Source organism: Acinetobacter pittii, assembly GCF_034067285.1.
Classification (GTDB): domain Bacteria; phylum Pseudomonadota; class Gammaproteobacteria; order Pseudomonadales; family Moraxellaceae; genus Acinetobacter; species Acinetobacter pittii_E.
The window spans coordinates 3,327,180-3,347,732 of sequence record NZ_CP139286.1; the positions used below are offsets into that span (position 1 = coordinate 3,327,180).

The window sequence follows — 20,553 nt, forward strand, 5'->3', positions numbered from 1 at the left end:
CTGTATATGATTCCGCACGTTTCACGTTTACTCGAACTTTGGCGTATTGCAGCGCACTATAGACTCGATACGTTGTTCCCTGCGGATGAATTACCAGTTAAAGCTCAGCATGCATTAAATATTATTAAAATGCATCCAGCTGCATGGTCGAGCCGTGAACGTAAAAACCCTTTAAAGCTCAAAGAAGCTTTAGAAGATATGGGACCACTTGCAATCAAGCTCGGTCAATTACTCTCTACTCGTCGTGACTTGATTCCACCTGAGGTACTCGCTCAGCTGGTTTTACTTCAAGATCAAGTAAAGCCTTTTGATGGAGAGGTTGCCAAACAGCGTATTCAAGATTCGTTAAAAGCTGACGTAAATACATTGTTTGCTCGCTTTGATGATCAGCCATTAGCTGCCGCATCAATTGCCCAAGTTCATACTGCTGCATTGCATGATGGTCGCGAAGTTGTGGTTAAAGTGACTCGCCCTGACATTCGCAATCAAATTTTGCAAGATTTTGAAATTTTGGCATGGTTAGGCAACACACTAGAAAGCCGCCTTGAAGCTGCTCGTGCATTGCATCTCACCGAAATTATTCAAGACTACCGCCAGATCATTTTAAATGAGCTGGACTTGAGTATTGAGGCAGATAACACCCGTCGTATGCGTCATTACTTTACTGGCTCAACCATGATGTATGTGCCTGAAGTGTACATGGACACAAAAGATGTCATGGTGGCTGAGCGTATTACAGGTGTGCCTATTTCAGACACAGCAACCTTTGACCGTCTAGGCATGGACCGCGCACAACTTGCAGAAAAAGGATTAACCATTTTCTTTACGCAAGTCTTCCGCGATAACTTTTTCCATGCCGACATGCACCCCGGTAACGTCTTTGTAGAAACCATTAACCCAAGCAATCCACGCTTTATTGCACTGGACTGTGCGATTATGGGTGAGCTATCTAAACACGACCAAATGACAGTTGCTCGCATGTTGCTGGCTGTGATGAACAGCAACTTTATGCAGCTTATTCAAATTGTGCATCAAGCTGGCTGGATTCCACCGGGTACAGATCAAGACGCATTAGCACGTGAAATGCGCCGCACTGTTGGGCCAATGGTGTCTAAACCAATGGATCAGCTTGATTTTGCGGGTATCTTAATTCAAGTTATGGATATTGCTCGACGCTTCCATTTAGAAATTCCGCCACAACTCATGCTGCTACTCAAAACTTTAGTGCATGTAGAAGGCTTAGGTACTGACCTTTATCCGCAGCTCGACATCTGGAAATTGGCAAAACCAATTTTGACAGAATGGGTTAAATCCAACATGAACCCAGTCAAAAATGTAAAAGAGCTCGGCCAGCAGTTACCTGACCTGCTTTTAGGTGCTCAAGATTTCCCAAGTTTAATTATTGATAGCTTAAATGGTTTAAAAAATCAGTCTGCTTGGCAAGATCGTCAGTTACGTGAAATTCAACAACTTCGTTTGCAAATGGAACATCAACAACGCCGTAGCTGGATGTTCGGTAGTAGCATGTTGATTTTACTGACCATTGCGATTATTAGCCCTTGGTTTATCTCGATTATTCTCATTGTACTGAGTAGTTTATTAGCACTTTGGCGCATCTTGAAATAAGTTTTAAATCCCTTGCCAGTGCGAGGGATTTTTTTATGGAAAAACTTTAATTTTAAAAAATTTATAGCTCAACTATTCGTTCATTGCTAAATTGAAGCTATAAATGCTTCAAAAGAATAAACAATGAAAACGCCTCATTTTGCCATTATCGGTGCTGGTACAGCAGGTTTAGCCACAGCGATTTTACTTGCCCGTGAAGGCAATAACGTTACGATTTTTGAACAAGTTGATGAGTTATCTCCGGTCGGTGCCGGTTTATTGCTACAACCCGCGGGCTTAGCCGTATTTGAACATTTAGGTGTGCTCGATAAAGCCTTAACATTAGGTGCAAGAGTCACAGGCTTAGAAGGACAACTTCCAGATAAGCGTCTTTTAGTGAACAGTCATTATCATGAAGCATCGGCAAATCTTTATGGTTTAGGTATACACCGTGCCACTTTATGTCATGTGCTCACACAAAAGCTGAGTGAATATTCAAACCAAATTACTTGGCGTATGAACCACTCTGTTGAAAGCTTTGAAGAACATACCAATGAAGTTCGGCTATTCAGCATGCATCAAAACCATAAGTTTGAGGCTCGCTTTGATGCTGTACTTATTGCCAACGGTGCACGTAGTCAATTAAGACCTAAAGCATGGGTAAAGGTCGATCAAGCCTACCCGTGGGGTGCGGCATGGAGTATCGTGCCTGAGTGCCAAGTGCTCGATTCTGAAATTCTGCATCAATTTTATGATCGCTCGAAAATTATGATGGGAATTCTTCCTACAGGAGCAATTCCAACTGAACCTAATCAGCGTTTTTCAAGTGTTTTTTGGAGCTTGCCTACACCACAATTACAAAGCTTTTTGCAAGATGAACAGGCTAAACAAACTTGGTTAAAGCAAGTTTCAGAACGTTGGCCCAAAGTTGCAGAATGGCTGAAAGAAATTTTATATAACAGTCAAACGCAACCTAAATGGTTATCTGCAAACTACCGTGATGTAGTCATGAGTCAATTTGGCCAAGGTCGAATTGGGGTGATTGGAGATGCAGCTCATGCGATGAGCCCTCAATTAGGACAAGGGGCTAATATGGCATTATTGGATGCTTGGGCTTTTTCTCAATCATTGCAACAAGCTCAAAAGAACCAAAATATTGATTGGTCCCTACTCTGGCAGCATTATCACCAGCTTCGCCGTTCATCTACCCAGTTTTATCAATTTCTCAGTCGTTTACTAACACCACTTTATCAATCTGACCATTGGTGGGCTGGAGGTTTAAGAGATTTAGTTTTCCCTTGGATGTATCAAATCCCTTATTTTCGAAAAGAAATGGCGATCACGATTTCAGGCTTAAAGACTGGCCCATTTCAACAACTTGATTATGATCGAGTAGCTCAATTGCCTAAAGAAAACAGTGTTTTTAATTTAAAAAGTGAATCTCTGTCTGACTTTTAAAAGTAATCGTATTCCAGCTACTCATTACGCTGACAAAGACAAAAAGGACAAAGAATTTTTCCTAAAACTGACGTTGATGCCGTACACTATACAAGCTATTTTTTAGCATCTGATTGAAATCAATTTATAGTTCATATTTCTTTGGTGATTCCTCATGAATAACACGCAATGGCTCGATGAAGTAAAATTTAACGAACAAGGTCTTATCCCTGCCATTGCTCAACATCATCAAACCGGACGTATTTTGATGGTGGCGTGGATGAACCGTGAATCACTTGCGCTCACAGCAGAAAAAAATCAGGCAGTTTATTTCTCTCGCTCTCGTCAAAAACTTTGGCACAAGGGTGAAGAATCAGGTCACTTTCAAACTGTCCATGAAATTCGTTTAGACTGTGATGCTGACGTCATTGTGTTACAGGTTGAACAACACGGCGGTATCGCGTGCCATACAGGTCGTGAGTCTTGTTTCTACCGTAAACTTACCCCACAGGGCTGGGAAATTATCGATGCACAATTAAAAGATCCTAATGCAATTTATGGTGACAAAGCCAAAACTGAAAGCCACGATCATGCTCACACGACAGAACAAGTTGATGTACTTGCTCACTTAGGGCAATTGATGCAAGAGCGTAAGCAAGCAGAAGCTGATACTTCATATGTAGCAAGCCTCTACAAAAAAGGCATCAATAAAATCTTAGAAAAAGTCGGCGAAGAAAGCGTAGAAACGATTATCGCTGCCAAAGACTACGCTGCTCAAAATACAGAAAGCAATTTAAATGACTTGATTTATGAAACTGCCGATTTGTGGTTCCATAGCATTGTCATGTTGGGTTATTTCGATCTTAATCCACAACTTATTATTGACGAATTAGCTCGTCGTCAGGGTTTATCTGGTTTAGTTGAAAAAGCTAACCGCAACAAGGTTTAAAATCACTCAGTGTCGAATATCGAAAAACCTAAAGCCACCTATGAGCAAGCCATTGCCATAGATAACGCACGTCTTGGGCAATCATTTAAAGTGATTGCCTATGCGGGTACAGGTAAAACTACTACATTACAAATGATTAGTGATGCCATGCCTGAAAGGCGTGGAATGTATTTGGCTTTTAACAAAGCTATTGCTGGTGAAGCGCAAAACAAATTTCATCGCAATGTAGATTGCCGTACTTTTCACTCACTCGCGTTTCGCAGTGTGCCGCGTGGCGTAACTGATAAATTACGCTTGCCTCGCTTAAGCCCAAGCTTTATCGCAAAAGAATATCGACTAGAACCGATTACCTTACGGCGCATGATGGGTGGACGTTATGAAAAATACGTCTTGATGCCAAGTCGCCTAGCGAGCCTTGTCGCCAATGCAGTGAGCTATTTCTGTTCAACCAGTTCGCAATATCCCGCGCCTCGACATATTCAGGCGCCAAACTGGTTACATCCAGATGATATTACTGCACTTCAAACCCATCTTTATCCTGCTGTTGAACGTCGTTGGTTAGAGTCAATCGATCCCAATCATCAGGCAGGAATTGGTCACGATATTTACCTCAAACTTTGGGCATTATCTGAACCTAACATCCCAGCCGATTATGTACTATTTGATGAAGCACAAGATGCTGACCCTTTAATGTTAGGCATTTTGCTTCGTCAGAAAAATACTCAGGTCATCTATGTAGGCGATGCACATCAGCAAATCTATGCGTGGCGTGGTGCGATTAATGCGATGCAACAATTGCCACTGCCAGAGTCTCGCCTCACTACTTCTTTTCGTTTTGGTGAAACGATTGCCGATGTTGCCAATGCATTGTTGGGCGGTTTAAATGAAACTGTTCCCCTACTTGGCAATCCAAATCAGAAATCGAGCGTCGTAAATAAACCACACACCAAAATGCGTGATGCGATTTTATGCCGTACCAATGCTCGGGCAATGGAGCTTTTATTAGCAGGTTTAGTTCACGGTGATAAAGTGAGTCTGCAAGCTGATCATCAAAAACTAAACCGTTTTGTAGACGCTGCAAGCCTCTTAAAGCAAGGAAAACGGGTTACGGATGTGCCTGAACTAGCATGGTTTAATTCGTGGCATGATGTCCATGAATACTGTGAAACCAATGAAGGTAGTGACATTAAGCCATTAGTAAAACTGGTCGATGATCATGGCACAGACCCACTAAAAAAAGCACTTGCAAAGATTACACCACTTGAGCAAGCTGACTATGTCATCTCTACAGCCCATAAAGCGAAAGGGTTAGAATGGAACCGCGTTCATATTGAAGATGACTATCAATTTAAAATTAATGGGTTAGAGCACAAGATTACCGATGAAGAATTAAGACTACTGTACGTTGCCTGTACTCGTGCTAAAGTAAGTCTAAATATCCATCATCTTTATGATCTGATACAACAATTAAAACTAAGGGCGCCTTTAAGTCTTCGTCAGTCGGTTGGTTGAAGCGCTCATACTTAGGTGAGCCTATGAAACTTGAATCTGTCCAATTTAAACATATTGCTCTGTTTCACGACCTTAAAATACACTTTCATTATGAAAAACAGCCAATCACCTTAATTTTAGGTGAGCAGGCAACTGGTAAAAGTATGTTGCTCAAACATACTTACCATGCTTTAACTTGGTTGCCTGCTCGTCTTAAAGATTTACGCAGTCCGGGAATTGTCACTCCTGATCAAGACATTACTCAGTCGCGCCTCCAATCAAAAATCGAAGTGACCATCCAAATTCCTTCTGAAATTGGCCATTTACCAGAAAGTACCTCTGCTCAGCAGGTAGACTCTTCGCTGTGTAGCTGGAAACTTTTTAAAACCTTAAATGCAAGTGGTATCGGAATGAGTCAAGTTGAAACTCAGCAACTTGATCAAACCATGGCGCTTTATCAACAAGTGACCAAAAAAGATCCACTGCAAGGACTTCCCTTAATCGCTTACTACCCAGCCGAGCGATTTGTAAATGAAGTCAATCTTTTGAATAAAAATTTGCCTGGTATTACCCAAGCTATTTCAGCCTACGACATTAGCCCAGTACCGTTCACAACGTTTACGCGCTTTTTTGAATGGTTACGAGAAATCAGCGATATCGAAAATGCGCAAGCCGCTCACCTCGTACAACGGATTAGGTCTAAGCAATCAGATCAGCAAGATCACACAGAATTATTAAATGAGCTTCAAAAAGAATTATCTGGGCAACCTAAACAGCTTACTTCACCCAATCTCTACGCCCTCAAGAACGCATTAAATATAGTTTTACCTGAGCTTAAAGATATCTATTTGCAATATCAGCCGCGGTTGCAACTTATGGTTGATTATGAAGGTCAAACCTTACCTTTTCAGCAGCTTTCAAATACAACAAAAACTTGGATTGCTTTAGTAGGCGATATAGCCCGCAGACTCTGTTTACTCAATCCATTAAGTTTAAACCCTTGCCTTGAAGGAGACGGCGTTTTACTCATTGACCAGATTGATGCACAGCTCGATTCAACGCATTGCTCTGAGATCTTAAATCGACTTCATCAAGCATTCCCACGCCTACAAATTATTGCAACAGGAAGTCGTGAAGAGTTACTCGAACATGCTTCAACCTATCAATGTCTAAAATTGGAGCACGGTAAAATTAGCCATCTTGATTTAAACACCACCAAACAACAGCTTGAACATATCTATATCTTACTTCAAAGAAGCGAGCCATTAACACCACATATAGATGCACAGCCTTTAAGCTTAATAGATCCGACGCCAGCACCAGCACAGATTGAAATTTTATTTCAGCAGATTCAGGGTTTAAATGAACAACAAAAAAATGAATTATTAAAGATGATTCATGCGGGAGATACCCCAGAAGAAAGCTCTTCGGTTTGAATTTTATAATCCCTAGACTGTCTTTTTATAATCAAAAAACTGCTCTCACAAAATATATGGTGGAGTAAGGTTTTTTAGGCATTAAAATAACTAGATGTTGTTACTACATGTAATAACATCAGATTTTCAATGCTTTTTTAGTGTACAATAAATTTCATTTTGCGTTTTTATTCTTCAAGTTGCGCAATACAACTTGTTTCTCGCTTTATTTTCTAATTTGGTTGGGTTTTCGGAATAATAAGCTTTGGAACTCTCTTTGAATTCCTATCTATTCTGAAATTAAAATTTCACCTTTAGGTTTCGACCTAAATCACATATGGATACGAGTGTGCTACCGATAATTATCTTATTACCGTTAATATTAGGCACCACCCTTGTTTCATTGCTTCAACGGTTCTCGCGTGGAGTAACGGCTTTAGGGGCAATTGGAGTCAGTTTAACCAGTTTCGGATTATTACTGACTCAAGCTAAAACTGTGCTTGGTGGTGCAAGCATTCAACAAAGCTGGGATTGGCTACCTCAATTAGGGATTAATCTAAGCTTCAGACTCGATGCTCTTGGTTTATTATTCTCCTTACTTATTACCGGTATCGGTACACTCATTTATATATACGCCTATTATTATCTCGGCCCTAAAAATTCTTTAAGTAAACTCTATACATTACTCATGCTGTTTATGGCAGCAATGCTGGGAATTTCGCTCTCTAATAATCTTATTATTTTATTAGTCTTTTGGGAGCTCACCAGTATTTCATCTTTCTTGTTAGTGGGTTATTGGAGTCATTATGAGGCTGCTCAACGTGGCTCTCGCATGGCACTCACGATTACAGGGATGGGTGGTTTAGCAATGCTAGGTGGATTTGTTCTATTAGGACAAATTACCGGAACCTATGAAATTAGTGAAATCATGGGCATGAAAGATGCGATCCAAGCCCACACACTTTTTACTCCAATGTTATTGCTGATTTTACTTGGCGCATTTACGAAAAGTGCTCAGTTTCCATTCCATTTTTGGTTACCTAACGCAATGGCTGCACCAACGCCAGTGTCTGCTTATCTGCACTCTGCGACTATGGTAAAAGCGGGAATTTTTCTACTTGCCCGCTTACTTCCAATTTTTATAGGCGCTGCGCTTTATCATAATATCGTTACATTTGTCGGCCTATTTACACTCTGTATGGCAGCGTGTTTTGCCATTTTCAAAGAAGATTTAAAAGGACTGTTAGCCTATTCGACCATTAGTCATTTAGGGCTTATTGTTTGTTTACTCGGTATCGGTTCCCCTTTAGCAGTTGCTGCTGCTATTTTCCATATTATTAACCATGCAACATTTAAAGCAGCGCTGTTTATGCTTGCAGGGATTATTGATCATGAAACTGGCACACGTGATCTTCGAAAACTTAGTGGTATTTGGCAATTACTTCCTTTCACTGCCACACTCACTATGATTACCGCTGCCTCTATGGCAGGTGTACCACTCACCAATGGCTTTATCTCAAAAGAGATGTTCTTTACCGAGCTATTGGCAAATCTTTCAGGTTCAACGATGATCTTTGCCAGCATTATTGCAACTCTGGCTGGTATCTTCGCAGTAAGTTACTCAATTCGCTTAGTGCATGGCGTGTTCTTTGACGGTCCAATTGGTAAACAAGTGCCAAATAAAGATGCACATGAGCCACCAATCGGTATGCGTGCTCCTGCTATTCTTCTTGCTGTGCTGTGTATCTTGGTCGGTATTCTACCTTCTTTATTGGTAGAGCCTTTGGTAAATAGCGTAACGAGAGCAAGCTTAATGCAACCAGAATTTGCAGGTACACACCTTGCAATTTGGCATGGATTTAACGCTCCTCTGGTGATGAGTATTATTGCTTTGGTTGGCGGTACGCTCTTCTATTTTGCTTTAGCAAAAGACGGTATGATTCGTAAAATTGACCTTGACCCACGTCTAGGAAAATTACAAGGCCGCATCTTATTTGATTTATTTTTAAAACATCTGCTGCTTACTAGCCGAAAAATCAAACAAAAAACTGAAAATGGTTCATTGCAAAGTTATTTGTTCTGGATCATTGCTTTTAGCGTCATCATGGTCACCATGCCTTTACTCAATCAAGGGCTGAGCACAGGTACACGCGAACTCACCCATGCTCCATGGATTGCTGTCATTCTTTGGCTGACTTTATTCTCAGGTTGCTGGATGATGCTCTGGTTCCACCATGAACGTATTAAGGCAGTACTCATTAGTGGTGCAATTGGCCTAGTGGTAACCATGGTTTTCGTCACCATGTCAGCACCAGATTTAGCACTGACTCAAATTACGGTAGATGTAGTAACCACTGTTCTTTTATTAATGAGTTTATCTTTACTCCCACAGCTTACGCCGTATGAATCTCTTCGCTCTAGACGTTTAAGAGATGCTGCTTTAGCCATTGTTGGAGGTTTAGGAATTGGCTGGATTGCTTGGCTCATTTTAACCCGTGATCATAATTCGATTTCTTGGTTCTTTGCCCAACAATCTTTACCACTTGGTGGTGGCTCAAATATTGTAAATGTCATTTTAGTTGACTTCCGTGGTTTCGATACCTTTGGTGAAATTACAGTATTAGGAATCGCTGCGATTGGTGCACTTTGTTTAATGGATGGTATGCGTGTACACGGTACAACCATGACCCAAGGTCTTACCTACCGTTTTAATCCATCTCCGCTTATGTTCCGTATTACGGCCTCTTGGGTATTACCACTAGCACTTGTCGTCAGTGTCTATATCTTTATGCGAGGACATAACTATCCAGGCGGTGGCTTCATTGCTGGTCTTATCACCTCAATGGCATTAATCATCCAATATATTGCACTAGGTCAAGATCAAGCGGAACAACTGTTAAAAGCGAAGTCAGGACGTCTGTATGAAGTCTGGATTGGCTCAGGATTAACGATTGCAGGTCTTACTGGTGTAGCAGCATGGTTCTGGTTACGTCCGTTCCTCACTAGCGCTCATGTCTATGTTGAATTACCAATCCTAGGCAAACTACATCTAGCTTCAGCTGCAAGTTTTGACTTGGGTGTTTATATCACCGTTGTAGGCGCAACAATGTTGCTCATCTCTGTATTAGGCGACTCTCGTCATTCGAGTATGTCCGGTCCTGTACCACATCGGGAGGAATCATCATGATCAGTTTAGAATTCTTATTGGCTTCTGCTATTGGTTTACTTGTTGCCACAGGTATTTATCTGATTTTACGTGCTCGTACCTTCCCGGTTGTGCTTGGATTGGCTGTAATCGGTTACGCAGTAAACCTATTTTTATTCGCTATGGGTCGATTACAAATTAGCTCACCAGCAATTTTAACTGAAACAACAAAAATAACCGATCCACTTCCTCAAGCACTCGTATTAACCGCCATTGTGATCGGTTTTGCAACCACCGCTTTTATTGTACAACTGGCACTGCGTAGCCGTTATGAATCAGGTAGTGATCATGTTGATGCTAAAGAAGATGCTTCCCCAACATACGACCCGCGTGAGGATGAGCCGTGATGTTTGATTTTTTATCTTTTTGGCAACAACACACGCCTATTTTTAGCATTCTCATCCCAGCATTTACTGCTTTTATCTTATTACTCTTAGGCAACCCTGGGGCAGGCGCTTTAAAAGATGACTGGCGTCAGCCATGGCGCCGTGGCATTAGCCTTGTCTCAGCAATTGCCGGATTAATTACCGCAATTGTTTATCTAAGCTACGCCAGCACAGGTCAAATTACTGTTTATCAACTCAGTGAATGGTCAGCACCGTTTGGTATTGTCCTTGTACTCGATCGCCTTTCGGCTTTTATGTTGGTATTGACCTACGCATTAGCAGTACCAGTTTTATGGTATGCAAGTGATAACTGGGACACCCGTGGTCGCTATTTTCATGCCATGGTACATTTCCTATTAATGGGGATCTGTGGAGCATTCCTCACAGGCGACTTATTTAACCTTTTCGTCTTTTTTGAAATCCTGCTAATGGCATCCTATGTTTTGCTTTTACATGGGCAAGGCAAACCTCGTTTTCAGCTGGGCGTTCACTATGTCATTATCAATCTTTTAGCCTCTGCCCTCTTCTTAATTGGGCTTGGTATGATTTATGGCAGTGTGGGTAGCCTCAATATGGCGGATGTATCACGCCTTATACCGACACTTGAAGCGGATCAACATAAATTAGCCGTCGCGGGCGCCCTACTTCTTTTTGTTGTTTTCGGTATTAAAGCAGCGATGCTTCCTGTCGGTTTTTGGCTACCAAAAACTTATGCTGTTGCGAGCACACCTGTAGCTGCCATTTTCACCATTATGACCAAAGTCGGGATCTATTCTATTTTACGTGTAAATGGAACAGTATTTGACGATGCACTTAGTCAAGAAATCTTAAAAAGCTGGTTATTGCCTATTGGCTTAATTACTTCACTCTATGGTGTGATTGCCGCAATTGGGGCAGATCGTTTACGACGCTTTGTCGGCTTTATGGTCCTTTCTTCAATTGGTACTTTGCTCACAGCAATCGCCATGTCTAATACACAGGCATGGTCTGGGGCTTTATATTACTTAGTGCACAGTACATTGATTGGAGCAGCTTTTTATTTATTTTGTGGATGGATCACTTCACAACGTGGAGATTTTAAAGATCATTTAAAAGTTGCCCCAAGAATCAAACAAGAAAAAGCGGCTATGCTGACTTACTTCTTGATTGCTATGATGCTTGCAGGTTTACCACCTTTTAGTGGTTTTCTTGGAAAAGTATTTATCCTACAAGCAACAGTTGAAGCTAGCTATCAAGGTTGGATTATTGGTGTTGTGCTTGTTGTGAGCTTATTAAGTATTATTGCTCTTACACGTGTTGGTTTTATCTTATTCTGGCGCGCCTCTCCTCCAGAGGAAGACCCAATCCATCCTGCTTATATTCTTTATCGTGCTTTACCGGAACGCGCACCACCACGTAATGATCAAGTCATTTATCTATTACTGGCTGGTTTAATCGCTTATGTTGTCTTTGCTGCACCAATTCAGCATTACACATTAAGTACCGCAGAGCAGATCCAAGACCATGCGCTTTACCAACACTCTATTCTTAAAGTAGATAAAAACGGCGAAGTGATCAGTGTGCAGCCATATGATCCAGCTTACTTACCGGAAACCAAATACGGCGGTGAGGTTGAAGATCATAATGCTTATCTTGTTCCAGATATTATTTCCAAAGATACGCTCAATGGGGAGCATATTTCTGAATATAAACAACGGCAGATTCAGCAACAGGACAAACTTCAAACGCCTACCATTGTTGATGAAAGTCAATTGAAACCTATGGAGCCATAACAATGCAGTTATCACATTTGCTTGAACGCTGGTTTCCACATCCATTTGTTTCCGTTCTCATCATTTTATTTTGGTTGATGTTGGCGCATAGTCTTGATGCAAGCGATCTTTTGACTGCTATGCTTTTAGGCTTGATTATTCCTCGTTTAGTTAAACCGTTTATTACACGCACACCGCATATTCACTGGAAACCTGCGATTAAACTATGCTTCGTGGTTCTTTGGGATATTGTCATTTCTAACTTTAAAGTCGCGAAACTTGTTTTAGGACCTACTAAAAATTTACACCCTAAATGGTATCGCGTACCTTTAGAAACAGAACATGAGCAGGTCAATACTTTACTGGCGATGATCATTACCACAACACCAGGTACGGTTTCTGCGGGTATCGATCAGGAACGCGGGGATATTCTGGTTCACGCTTTAAGCACGGATAATACCGAATCTGATATTCAAGACATCAAAGAACGTTATGAAATTCCTCTGATGGAAATTTTTGATGTCAAAAGTAAAACGGAGGCAAGTGCATGACAATCCTACCCTATGCCCTAGGTATTAGCTTGATTGCGATTACAATCTCGATGTTACTTTGCCTTTTCAGACTGGTCATGGGCCCATCAATTGTAGACCGACTTTTAGCACTCGATACGCTTTTCCTCAATGCAACATGTCTCATTGTTGTATTAGGCATTTATTGGATGACGACCTCACTATTCGAAGGAGCTCTACTGGTTGCAATGTTAGGTTTCGTATCTACAGCCGCCTTAGCACGTTACTTCACAACTGGTCATGTTATCGATTAAGGAGAGGTCAAAATGCAATTTACAATGGAAATTATTGTTTCGGTCTTTCTGGTTTTCGGTGCCTTCTTCATGTTAGTTGGCTCAATCGGTATGGTCCGTTTACCAGACTTATTCATGCGCTTACATGCACCCACTAAATCGAGTACGCTCGGCTTAGGAAGCTTCCTGATTGCTTCAATGATTTTTTTTGCTTTCCAAGGTCGCTTTGGCTTCGCCGAATTACTTATTACCCTTCTAGCTTTTATTACCGCACCGGTTTCAGCCAATTTGATCGCTCAAGCTGCGCTACATTTACGTTTACGCTCACTGAGTGGTGAAGTACCTGAGGCAATTGAACGCCCACTCCCTTGGGACCGTTACAAAATTGGTCAACGCTTCTCACAAAATAAACCGCCAATGGAACCTCCTAAAGAATAAAAAATTGAGCCAATAAAAAAGCCACCCGAAGGTGGCTTTTTTATTTTTGAGTTCTAATTACTCTTCGTCATCTGACTTACGTTCTGGTAAATCTTGTACCGCTTTTTCGATTAGACCAAACATATAGTTACCATATGCATTCGTCTTATCGTAATGGAAACGCAAGCGAGGCGTAATACGAGTCTTGATGCGACGGCTCAATTCATGACGCAAGAAACCAGATGCTTTATTGAGTACATCTAAAGTTTCTTTATTTGCAGCTTCACTTTGCTCATCACCTAGTTCACGTCCCATAACAGTGACATAAACTTCAGCATAACCCATATCCGCACTGACTTTCACCGCAGAGATGGTCACTAGACCACCTAAGCGAGGATCTTTAAGCTCTTGACGGATTAGCTCAGACAACTCACGTTGTACTGAATCCGCCATGCGCTTTAAGCGTTGGCTACCCGCCATTAAAGACTCCGTTTAATCAATTGAACATCATACACTTCGATCTTATCTTGTGGTTTGATGTCTTTATAACCTTTAACTGCAAGGCCACATTCCATTCCTGCGCGAACTTCTTCAACAACGTCTTTATAACGACGAAGAGATTCAAGCTCACCTTGGAAAATTACAACATCATCACGTAATACGCGAATCGGTTTATTACGATGTAATGTGCCTTCAAGTACCATACAACCTGCTGCTGCACCAAACTTACTTGAGTGGAATACTTCACGTACTTCCGCAACACCCAAGATTGTTTCACGATGTTCAGGAGCAAGTTTACCGCTCATAGCATCTTTCACATCATCAATTAATTCATAAATGATGCTGTAGTAACGAATATCGATACCATCTTGGTCACTTCGCTGACGAGCAGTCGTATCGGCACGAACGTTAAAGCCTAACAATACAGCTTCTGAAGATTCAGCAAGAATCACATCAGACTCAGTAATCGCACCAACACCCGAACTAATTACACGAACTTTTACTTCATCAGTAGATAATTCATGTAGAGCTGCATTCAATGCTTCTAAAGTACCACGTACGTCTGTTTTCAAAACAACGTTCACTGTAGGAACATCTTTTTTGCCCATTGACGACATGATATTTTCAAGACGCATTGCGCTTTGACGATCAATACGTTTTTGACGCTCACGGTCAGCACGAGCATCGGCAACTTCACGCGCTTTCTTCTCGTCATTTACAACAAGAACTTCATCACCTGCCATTGGAGCATCTGGAAGACCCAGAATTTCTACAGGAATAGATGGGCCTGCTGATTTAATTGGCTTACCATTTTCATCAGACATTGCACGGACACGACCATAAGACGAACCTGCAAGAACAAGGTCACCAATGTTTAATGTACCGTTTTGAACAAGAATAGAAGTTACCGCACCACGGCCTTTATCAACACGTGCTTCAATAACAACACCTTGCGCAGCACCTTCAGCAGATGCTTTTAATTCCATCAATTCTGATTGAATAAGAATTAAATCAAGGAGTTCATCAATACCTTGTCCGCTGTGTGCAGAAACCTTAGCAATCGGAACATCACCACCCCATTCTTCTGGAACGATTTGTTTCGTTGTTAATTCATTTAACACACGGTCTGGATCAGCAGATTCTTTATCCATTTTGTTGATTGCAACAATAATTGGAGTTCCTGCTGCGCGAGCATGATCAATTGCTTCTGCAGTTTGTGGCATTACACCATCATCAGCTGCAACAACTAATACAACGATATCTGTTGCTTTAGCACCACGTGCACGCATTGAAGTAAATGCCGCATGTCCTGGTGTATCAAGGAATGTAATAATCCCTTTGTCTGTCTCAACGTGATATGCACCAATATGCTGGGTAATACCACCTGCTTCACCAGCCGCCACTTTCGAACGACGGATACGGTCAAGTAATGATGTTTTACCATGGTCAACGTGACCCATAATGGTAACAACTGGCGGACGAGTTGTTTGCTCACCACGAGCTTCTTCAGCCGCTTCAAGCAAGTTATCTTCCGCTTGTGTATCAGAAACTAAAACAGGGTTGTGGCCCATTTCTTCTACAACAAGTGCCGCTGTGTCTTGATCAATAGCTTGATCTTGGTTAACCAATTCACCCATTTTCATAAGTGTTTTGATAACTTCACGTACTTTAATTGCCATTTTTTGAGCAAGATCGGCAACAACAATGCTTGAACCGATTTCTACATCATAAACTTGCTTTTTAACTGGCTTTTCAAATCCATGCTTATTCGCCTGGCTTGATTTTAAACCACGTTTGTTATGGTTAACAAAGCTTTGCTCTTCTTGACCACGACGACCACCTTTCTTACCAGCACGTGGGTTAGTGGTTGCGCCACCGCGTTTAATTTCACGGTCTTCTTGCTTAAATGAATCTTCATAAGCTTGGCCAACTAGACCTGAAGCAAGTGGAGAATCATCAATCACACGAATTGTCGTAGTAGCATCGTCATTTGAATACTTAGACGCCATTTTGCGCATTTGTTCAAGTGTACGTTGCTGAGCTTCTTCAGCCGCTTTACGACGTGCAGCTTCTTCAGTTGCTTTTAACTGAGCTGACTGCTCTTCACGAGCTCTTTTCTGTTCTGGAGTTTCAGCTGGTTTTGGTGCAGGTTTTACTGTGCCACCACCACGCTTTTTCACTACAACAGCAGCTTTTGGAGCTGTCTGTGCAGCACTATCTTGTTGATGAGCAGCACGCATAGCATCTAAAGTTGCTTTTGCTTTTTGCTCTGTTTGAAGACGCGCTTTTTGCTCGGCAGTTTCACGCGTTTGCTGTTCTACACGTGCTTTCGCTTCTGCTTCTGCACGTGCTTTAGCTTCTGCTGCAATTTGTTCAGGGTTTGGTTTAGCAAAAACCTGTTTTTTACGTACTTCTACGTTAATTGTTTTTGCTTTACCTGAAGTACTTGCAACTTTAGCGGTACTGGTTGTTTTACGTTTCAACGCAATTTTTCCTGTGTTACCACTTTCCTGACCATGAACTTTTTTCAAATGATTGACCAAAGTATCCTGTTGTTCAGTGGTAATAATGTCGTCTGCTGTACGTTGAGGCAAACCTGCTTCACGAGCCTGTTCTAGGAGCTTCTCAACAGGACGTCCTACACTGAGAGCTAACTCTTTAATCGACTTGTCCGTCATATTTCATCTCCTAGTTAAACCATGATTCGCGAGCTTTCATGATCAATTGACCTGCTTTTTCATGACCAAGACCTTCAATATCAGAGATATCGTCAGTAGCCTGATCTGCCAAATCGTCGACAGTAATAATACCGCGAGCGGCAAGCGAGTAAGCGATCTCAGAAGTCATGCCTTCCATAGTGAGAAGGTCTGCGCTCGGTTCTTGAATATTTTCTTGCTGTTTCAAAGCATCAGTAAGGGCTGCTTCTTTTGCACGACTTTGCAATAACTCAACCAATTCAGCATCAAGCTCAATTTCGTCAAAAGTTTCAGCAGGAACATAAGCAATCTCTTCTAAAGAAGTGAAGCCCATTTCCACCAATGCCATTGCTAAATCTTCTTCAATATCGAGACGTGATACAAACATGTCGAGATATTGCTGAGCTTCATTTTGCTGACGAGCACGATACTCTTCTTCAAGCATCATGTCGAGTTTGTAGCCAGTTAAATCAGAAGCTAAGCGAACGTTTTGACCTTGAGAGCCAATCGCGCGAGCTAATTGATCGCTGGTTGCAAAAATAATGTCGGCACTTCTTGCATCTTCATCAAGCACGATGCCTGAAACATCCGCTGGTTCTAATGCACTAGCAATGTATTGAGCCGGATCATCAGACCAGACCACTACATCAATACGTTCACCATTCAACTCTTGTTGTACAGCTTGAATACGCGTACCACGCATACCAATACATGCACCTACAGGGTCAATACGGTGATCATTTGTTTTCACTGCAATTTTAGCACGAACGCCCGGTTGACGTGCCGCTGCTTTAATTTCAATAATTTCTTCAGAAATTTCAGGAATTTCTTTTTTCATTAAAGCGATTAACATTTCAGGCTTAGCGCGTGATAACAACAACTGAGCGCCACGACCTTCACGGTTAACATTATATAAAATAGCGTTTACACGTTGTTTTGGACGAAGAATTTCTTTTGGAATCATCTCTTCGCGTGCAAGATAAGCTTCTGCGTTGTCGCCTAAGTCGATAATGAAGCCATCTTTGGTTTGTTTTTTCACTTCACCGTAAATTAACTCACCCACTTTAGACTCGTATGCATCAGCAACTAAAGCACGCTCAGCTTCACGAATTTTTTGTACGATAACTTGCTTGGCAATTTGTGCAGCGATACGACCAAACTCAATAGATTCTACTTCGAGTTCACGTACATCACCAATTGACCATTTAGCTGGATCAACGTCAGAAATTGCATCTTGGCAAGCTGGCATTTCATGATCTTCATCTGCGACCACAGTCCATTGACGGAACGTACGGTAATCACCAGTTTTACGATCAATTTCTACACGAAGCTGAGCTTCTTCAGCATGCGTACCTTCGTAAAATCTTTTCTTCGTTGCAGCAACTAGAGCTTGTTCTAAAGCCTCGAAGATCGCTTCACGACTAACACCTTTTTCATTACTAACCGTTTCAACAACGGTAAGAATTTCGCGGCCCATAAGTCACCTACCGATTTCTTATAAAATTTAATAAATTTAATCTTGATAGATCAAGTTTGCTTTATCGATATTGTTGCTGTCGATTACAAGCACATGCTTCCCATCAACTTCAACCTGAATTTCTTCATTTTCAAGGTCTACTGCGATAAGTTTTGCTTGAAATTTACGACGGTTTTCTACTGCTGCAATTAGACGCAAAGCAATTTGTTGTCCGATGTAGCCTTGTAACTGTTCTAGTTGGAAAAAAGGACGATCCCAGCCCGGTGAAGAAACTTCTAATGAATACTCACCTGAAATTGGATCATGAACATCCAACATTGCGCCAACTTGTTGTGTTACACGTACACAATCTTGTACACCAATACCACGGCCTTGTTCTACTTCACCATCTTCATTAAGTACTGGCTCAGCATCTTCACTTACCGCTTTATCGATATAAATACGCAATAATGAACGCTTACCTTGTGGAAGAAACTCGATTCCCCAAAGGTCTACACCACATGCTTCCACTGCAGGAACAATTAAGTCATGCAATGCTTGGGATTTATTTGATAATTTCATTTACTCTCGTCATTCTCGTGCGATTCAATCGGTTGTTTTAACCGACACAGACCTACTATAGTGAAGCATGACTATTTGACCAATTGATGTCGACACTACACGATAGCGATACGATAACCAATAAAAAAGGGCGTTAATCGCCCCTATTTAGCACAGAAAACAATAGTCCACTGTGCAAAAAGGCCCACCTGTCTGTGAGCCTCTTTTAAGAAACTTGGTAGCGGGAGCTGGATTTGAACCAACGACCTTCGGGTTATGAGCCCGACGAGCTACCAGACTGCTCCATCCCGCATCAACGTGCAAAAATTATATACAAATATCGAAAAAAGTCAATGTAAACTTATCCAATATTAGCTTGATTAAGTTGCACCTTAATCAAATTGGTAGCGGGAGCTGGATTTGAACCAACGACCTTCGGGTTATGAGCCCGACGAGCTACCAGACTGCTCCATCCCGCATCAATAAACTGCTTGCACTCAACTTTCTGGTTCAAAGTTGGTGCGGAAGGGGGGACTTGAACCCCCACGCCCGAAGGCACTACCACCTCAAGGTAGCGTGTCTACCAATTCCACCACCACCGCAGCTTGTGGGACGCATTCTAGTCCTTCCAACTGCAAAAGGAAAGCCTTATTTCGAATTATTGACTCGATTTTGGTGCATTTGGTGAAGTTTCAGGCGATGTCGTTTGAACAGGTGCTGTAGTTTGTACAGTTTTCAAGCTATATGCATCCGTGGTCTGTTTTTTTGCAAAAACAGCAAGAGTTAAACTCGTCACAAAAAACAAGGCTGTTAAAACTGCAGTAAGGCGAGTAAGAAAGTTACCTGAACCCGACGCACCGAATACAGTTGCAGCTCCGCCACCGCCGAAAGAAGCACCAGCATCAGCACCTTTACCGTGTTGCACTAGAATCAAGGCAATCATCAGTACCGCTAAAATAATATGTACGATCAGTACAAAAGAGTGCATACCCTATCCTCGTTATTTACTTTGTGCAAAGGCTTGTACAATTTGATAAAAAGATGCTGCATTTAGTGAAGCACCACCTACCAACGCACCATTAATATCTGGACATGCTGCCAATTCGACTGCATTTTCAGCTTTTACACTACCGCCATATAAAATCGCAATGTCTGAACCCGCTGAGGTAATCTGACTTAAACCTTCACGAATCTTAGCATGCATTGCCTGTGCATCTTGTGGAGAAGCAGTTTTACCTGTTCCAATTGCCCAGATTGGCTCATAGGCAATCACAATTTGCTTTTGCCACTGCTCAGCAGTAACTACAGGAGCAATATCACAAATTTGTTGCAATACAACTTGCTCTGCCAAACCTTGTTCACGTTGTTCGAGGCTTTCACCAACACAATAAATGGCAGTCAAGCCTGCATTTAAAGCATTTTGGAGTTTCGCCTTCAAGATTTCAACGTTGTCACCAAAAATATCACGGCGTTCAGAATGACCCACCAATACAAAGTTAATTTGGCTATCTTTTAATAATTCTGCACTGACTTCGCCAGTATAAGCACCAGTACCTGCTACACGTGATACGTCTTGTGCAACTGTATATACTGTTCTTGCAGCATCTTGCAATTGTGTTTGTACCATTGCAAGTGCAATAGAAACCGGAGCAACCCCTACATGGCAGTTTTCATCTGCAATTTGGTCTTGTTGCAATAGTTGTTTAAATTCTTCTATAAGTTGTTTGGCATTGGCACGCATTGGGTTCATTTTCCAGTTGCCAACTACCCAAGGCGTAATCGTCGAACCCGACATACGGCTCACCTTTCATCAAAAATGCAGCACATTCTACACGCATTTATACAAATTTCAGATACTTTTCTTTAACGGCTTTACCCATA

The 20,553-nt window shown here is 41.7% G+C and carries 17 protein-coding genes and 3 tRNA genes; 11 read left to right on the forward strand and 9 right to left on the reverse strand.

From position 1 onward, the window contains the following. Positions 1-6 precede the first annotated feature (6 nt). From ubiB to phaG, 11 genes are all read left to right on the forward strand, one after another. Positions 7-1,626: an ABC1 kinase family protein gene (ubiB, locus tag SOI81_RS15670; RefSeq protein ID WP_320540982.1), complete on the forward strand. Its 1,620-nt coding sequence runs from the start codon at positions 7-9 to the stop codon at positions 1,624-1,626. A 123-nt stretch (positions 1,627-1,749) separates the two neighbouring features. After that, positions 1,750-3,063 carry an NAD(P)/FAD-dependent oxidoreductase gene (locus SOI81_RS15675; protein WP_320540983.1) on the forward strand — a complete coding sequence of 438 codons (1,314 nt, stop codon included), beginning with the start codon at positions 1,750-1,752 and terminating at the stop codon, positions 3,061-3,063. Positions 3,064-3,217: 154 nt separating this feature from the next. Further along, positions 3,218-3,991, forward strand: coding sequence for a bifunctional phosphoribosyl-AMP cyclohydrolase/phosphoribosyl-ATP diphosphatase HisIE (gene hisIE / locus SOI81_RS15680; protein ID WP_320540984.1), 774 nt, complete (start codon positions 3,218-3,220; stop codon positions 3,989-3,991). 9 nt (positions 3,992-4,000) lie between these two features. Beyond that, positions 4,001-5,503: a UvrD-helicase domain-containing protein gene (locus SOI81_RS15685; RefSeq protein WP_016144176.1), complete on the forward strand. Its 1,503-nt coding sequence runs from the start codon at positions 4,001-4,003 to the stop codon at positions 5,501-5,503. A 23-nt stretch (positions 5,504-5,526) separates the two neighbouring features. Next, entirely contained in the window at positions 5,527-6,918 is a 1,392-nt protein-coding gene (locus SOI81_RS15690) for an AAA family ATPase (RefSeq protein WP_239974941.1), read from the forward strand. Positions 6,919-7,234: 316 nt separating this feature from the next. Beyond that, a complete protein-coding gene (phaAB, locus tag SOI81_RS15695) occupies positions 7,235-10,084 on the forward strand; it encodes a monovalent cation/H+ antiporter subunit A (protein ID WP_239974943.1) in 2,850 nt (949 codons plus the stop codon). Then, positions 10,081-10,449: a Na+/H+ antiporter subunit C gene (gene phaC / locus SOI81_RS15700; RefSeq protein ID WP_002115033.1), complete on the forward strand. Its 369-nt coding sequence runs from the start codon at positions 10,081-10,083 to the stop codon at positions 10,447-10,449. Before phaAB ends, phaC begins: the two co-directional genes overlap by 4 nt. Beyond that, complete coding sequence (gene phaD, locus SOI81_RS15705) at positions 10,449-12,260, forward strand: monovalent cation/H+ antiporter subunit D (protein ID WP_016142366.1); 1,812 nt, start codon at positions 10,449-10,451, stop codon at positions 12,258-12,260. The genes phaC and phaD overlap by 1 nt, the downstream gene beginning before the upstream one ends. A gap of 2 nt (positions 12,261-12,262) precedes the next feature. Beyond that, the gene (gene phaE, locus SOI81_RS15710; RefSeq protein ID WP_016142367.1) at positions 12,263-12,790 is read left to right on the forward strand and encodes a Na+/H+ antiporter subunit E; all 528 of its coding nucleotides are present in this window, start codon (positions 12,263-12,265) and stop codon (positions 12,788-12,790) included. Further along, a complete protein-coding gene (locus SOI81_RS15715) occupies positions 12,787-13,062 on the forward strand; it encodes a monovalent cation/H+ antiporter subunit F (RefSeq protein WP_016142368.1) in 276 nt (91 codons plus the stop codon). The genes phaE and SOI81_RS15715 overlap by 4 nt, the downstream gene beginning before the upstream one ends. A 12-nt stretch (positions 13,063-13,074) precedes the next feature. After that, positions 13,075-13,479: a Na+/H+ antiporter subunit G gene (phaG, locus tag SOI81_RS15720; RefSeq protein ID WP_005065884.1), complete on the forward strand. Its 405-nt coding sequence runs from the start codon at positions 13,075-13,077 to the stop codon at positions 13,477-13,479. 57 nt (positions 13,480-13,536) lie between these two features. Here the strand turns inward: phaG and rbfA are convergent, their stop codons facing one another. From rbfA to tpiA, 9 genes are all read right to left on the reverse strand, one after another. Then, positions 13,537-13,938, reverse strand: a complete 402-nt coding sequence (rbfA, locus tag SOI81_RS15725; protein ID WP_016142369.1) for a ribosome-binding factor A — start codon at positions 13,936-13,938, stop codon at positions 13,537-13,539. Further along, complete coding sequence (infB, locus tag SOI81_RS15730; RefSeq protein ID WP_016142370.1) at positions 13,938-16,637, reverse strand: translation initiation factor IF-2; 2,700 nt, start codon at positions 16,635-16,637, stop codon at positions 13,938-13,940. Before infB ends, rbfA begins: the two co-directional genes overlap by 1 nt. 10 nt (positions 16,638-16,647) lie before the next feature. Further along, positions 16,648-18,132, reverse strand: a complete 1,485-nt coding sequence (nusA, locus tag SOI81_RS15735) for a transcription termination factor NusA (protein ID WP_002115134.1) — start codon at positions 18,130-18,132, stop codon at positions 16,648-16,650. Positions 18,133-18,168: 36 nt separating this feature from the next. Further along, positions 18,169-18,693 carry a ribosome maturation factor RimP gene (gene rimP / locus SOI81_RS15740; RefSeq protein ID WP_016142372.1) on the reverse strand — a complete coding sequence of 175 codons (525 nt, stop codon included), beginning with the start codon at positions 18,691-18,693 and terminating at the stop codon, positions 18,169-18,171. Positions 18,694-18,908: 215 nt separating this feature from the next. Continuing rightward, positions 18,909-18,985 (reverse strand) — tRNA-Met (locus SOI81_RS15745). Between the two features lie 89 nt (positions 18,986-19,074). Then, a tRNA-Met gene (locus SOI81_RS15750) sits at positions 19,075-19,151 on the reverse strand. Positions 19,152-19,189: 38 nt separating this feature from the next. After that, positions 19,190-19,274 (reverse strand) — tRNA-Leu (locus tag SOI81_RS15755). A 56-nt stretch (positions 19,275-19,330) separates the two neighbouring features. Beyond that, a complete protein-coding gene (gene secG / locus SOI81_RS15760; RefSeq protein ID WP_016142373.1) occupies positions 19,331-19,660 on the reverse strand; it encodes a preprotein translocase subunit SecG in 330 nt (109 codons plus the stop codon). A gap of 12 nt (positions 19,661-19,672) precedes the next feature. Continuing rightward, positions 19,673-20,467 carry a triose-phosphate isomerase gene (gene tpiA, locus SOI81_RS15765; protein ID WP_016142374.1) on the reverse strand — a complete coding sequence of 265 codons (795 nt, stop codon included), beginning with the start codon at positions 20,465-20,467 and terminating at the stop codon, positions 19,673-19,675. Positions 20,468-20,553 lie beyond the last annotated feature (86 nt).

What these genes read in the sequence shown, in the direction of transcription:
- ubiB (WP_320540982.1), top strand. Translation starts at nt 7, where the DNA reads ATGATTCCGCACGTTTCACGTTTACTCGAACTTTGGCGTATTGCAGCG.
- SOI81_RS15675 (WP_320540983.1), top strand. Translation starts at nt 1,750, where the DNA reads ATGAAAACGCCTCATTTTGCCATTATCGGTGCTGGTACAGCAGGTTTA.
- hisIE (WP_320540984.1), top strand. Translation starts at nt 3,218, where the DNA reads ATGAATAACACGCAATGGCTCGATGAAGTAAAATTTAACGAACAAGGT.
- SOI81_RS15690 (WP_239974941.1), top strand. Translation starts at nt 5,527, where the DNA reads ATGAAACTTGAATCTGTCCAATTTAAACATATTGCTCTGTTTCACGAC.
- phaAB (WP_239974943.1), top strand. Translation starts at nt 7,235, where the DNA reads ATGGATACGAGTGTGCTACCGATAATTATCTTATTACCGTTAATATTA.
- phaC (WP_002115033.1), top strand. Translation starts at nt 10,081, where the DNA reads ATGATCAGTTTAGAATTCTTATTGGCTTCTGCTATTGGTTTACTTGTT.
- phaD (WP_016142366.1), top strand. Translation starts at nt 10,449, where the DNA reads ATGTTTGATTTTTTATCTTTTTGGCAACAACACACGCCTATTTTTAGC.
- phaE (WP_016142367.1), top strand. Translation starts at nt 12,263, where the DNA reads ATGCAGTTATCACATTTGCTTGAACGCTGGTTTCCACATCCATTTGTT.
- SOI81_RS15715 (WP_016142368.1), top strand. Translation starts at nt 12,787, where the DNA reads ATGACAATCCTACCCTATGCCCTAGGTATTAGCTTGATTGCGATTACA.
- phaG (WP_005065884.1), top strand. Translation starts at nt 13,075, where the DNA reads ATGCAATTTACAATGGAAATTATTGTTTCGGTCTTTCTGGTTTTCGGT.
- rbfA (WP_016142369.1), bottom strand. Translation starts at nt 13,938, where the DNA reads ATGGCGGGTAGCCAACGCTTAAAGCGCATGGCGGATTCAGTACAACGT.
- infB (WP_016142370.1), bottom strand. Translation starts at nt 16,637, where the DNA reads ATGACGGACAAGTCGATTAAAGAGTTAGCTCTCAGTGTAGGACGTCCT.
- nusA (WP_002115134.1), bottom strand. Translation starts at nt 18,132, where the DNA reads ATGGGCCGCGAAATTCTTACCGTTGTTGAAACGGTTAGTAATGAAAAA.
- rimP (WP_016142372.1), bottom strand. Translation starts at nt 18,693, where the DNA reads ATGAAATTATCAAATAAATCCCAAGCATTGCATGACTTAATTGTTCCT.
- secG (WP_016142373.1), bottom strand. Translation starts at nt 19,660, where the DNA reads ATGCACTCTTTTGTACTGATCGTACATATTATTTTAGCGGTACTGATG.
- tpiA (WP_016142374.1), bottom strand. Translation starts at nt 20,467, where the DNA reads ATGTCGGGTTCGACGATTACGCCTTGGGTAGTTGGCAACTGGAAAATG.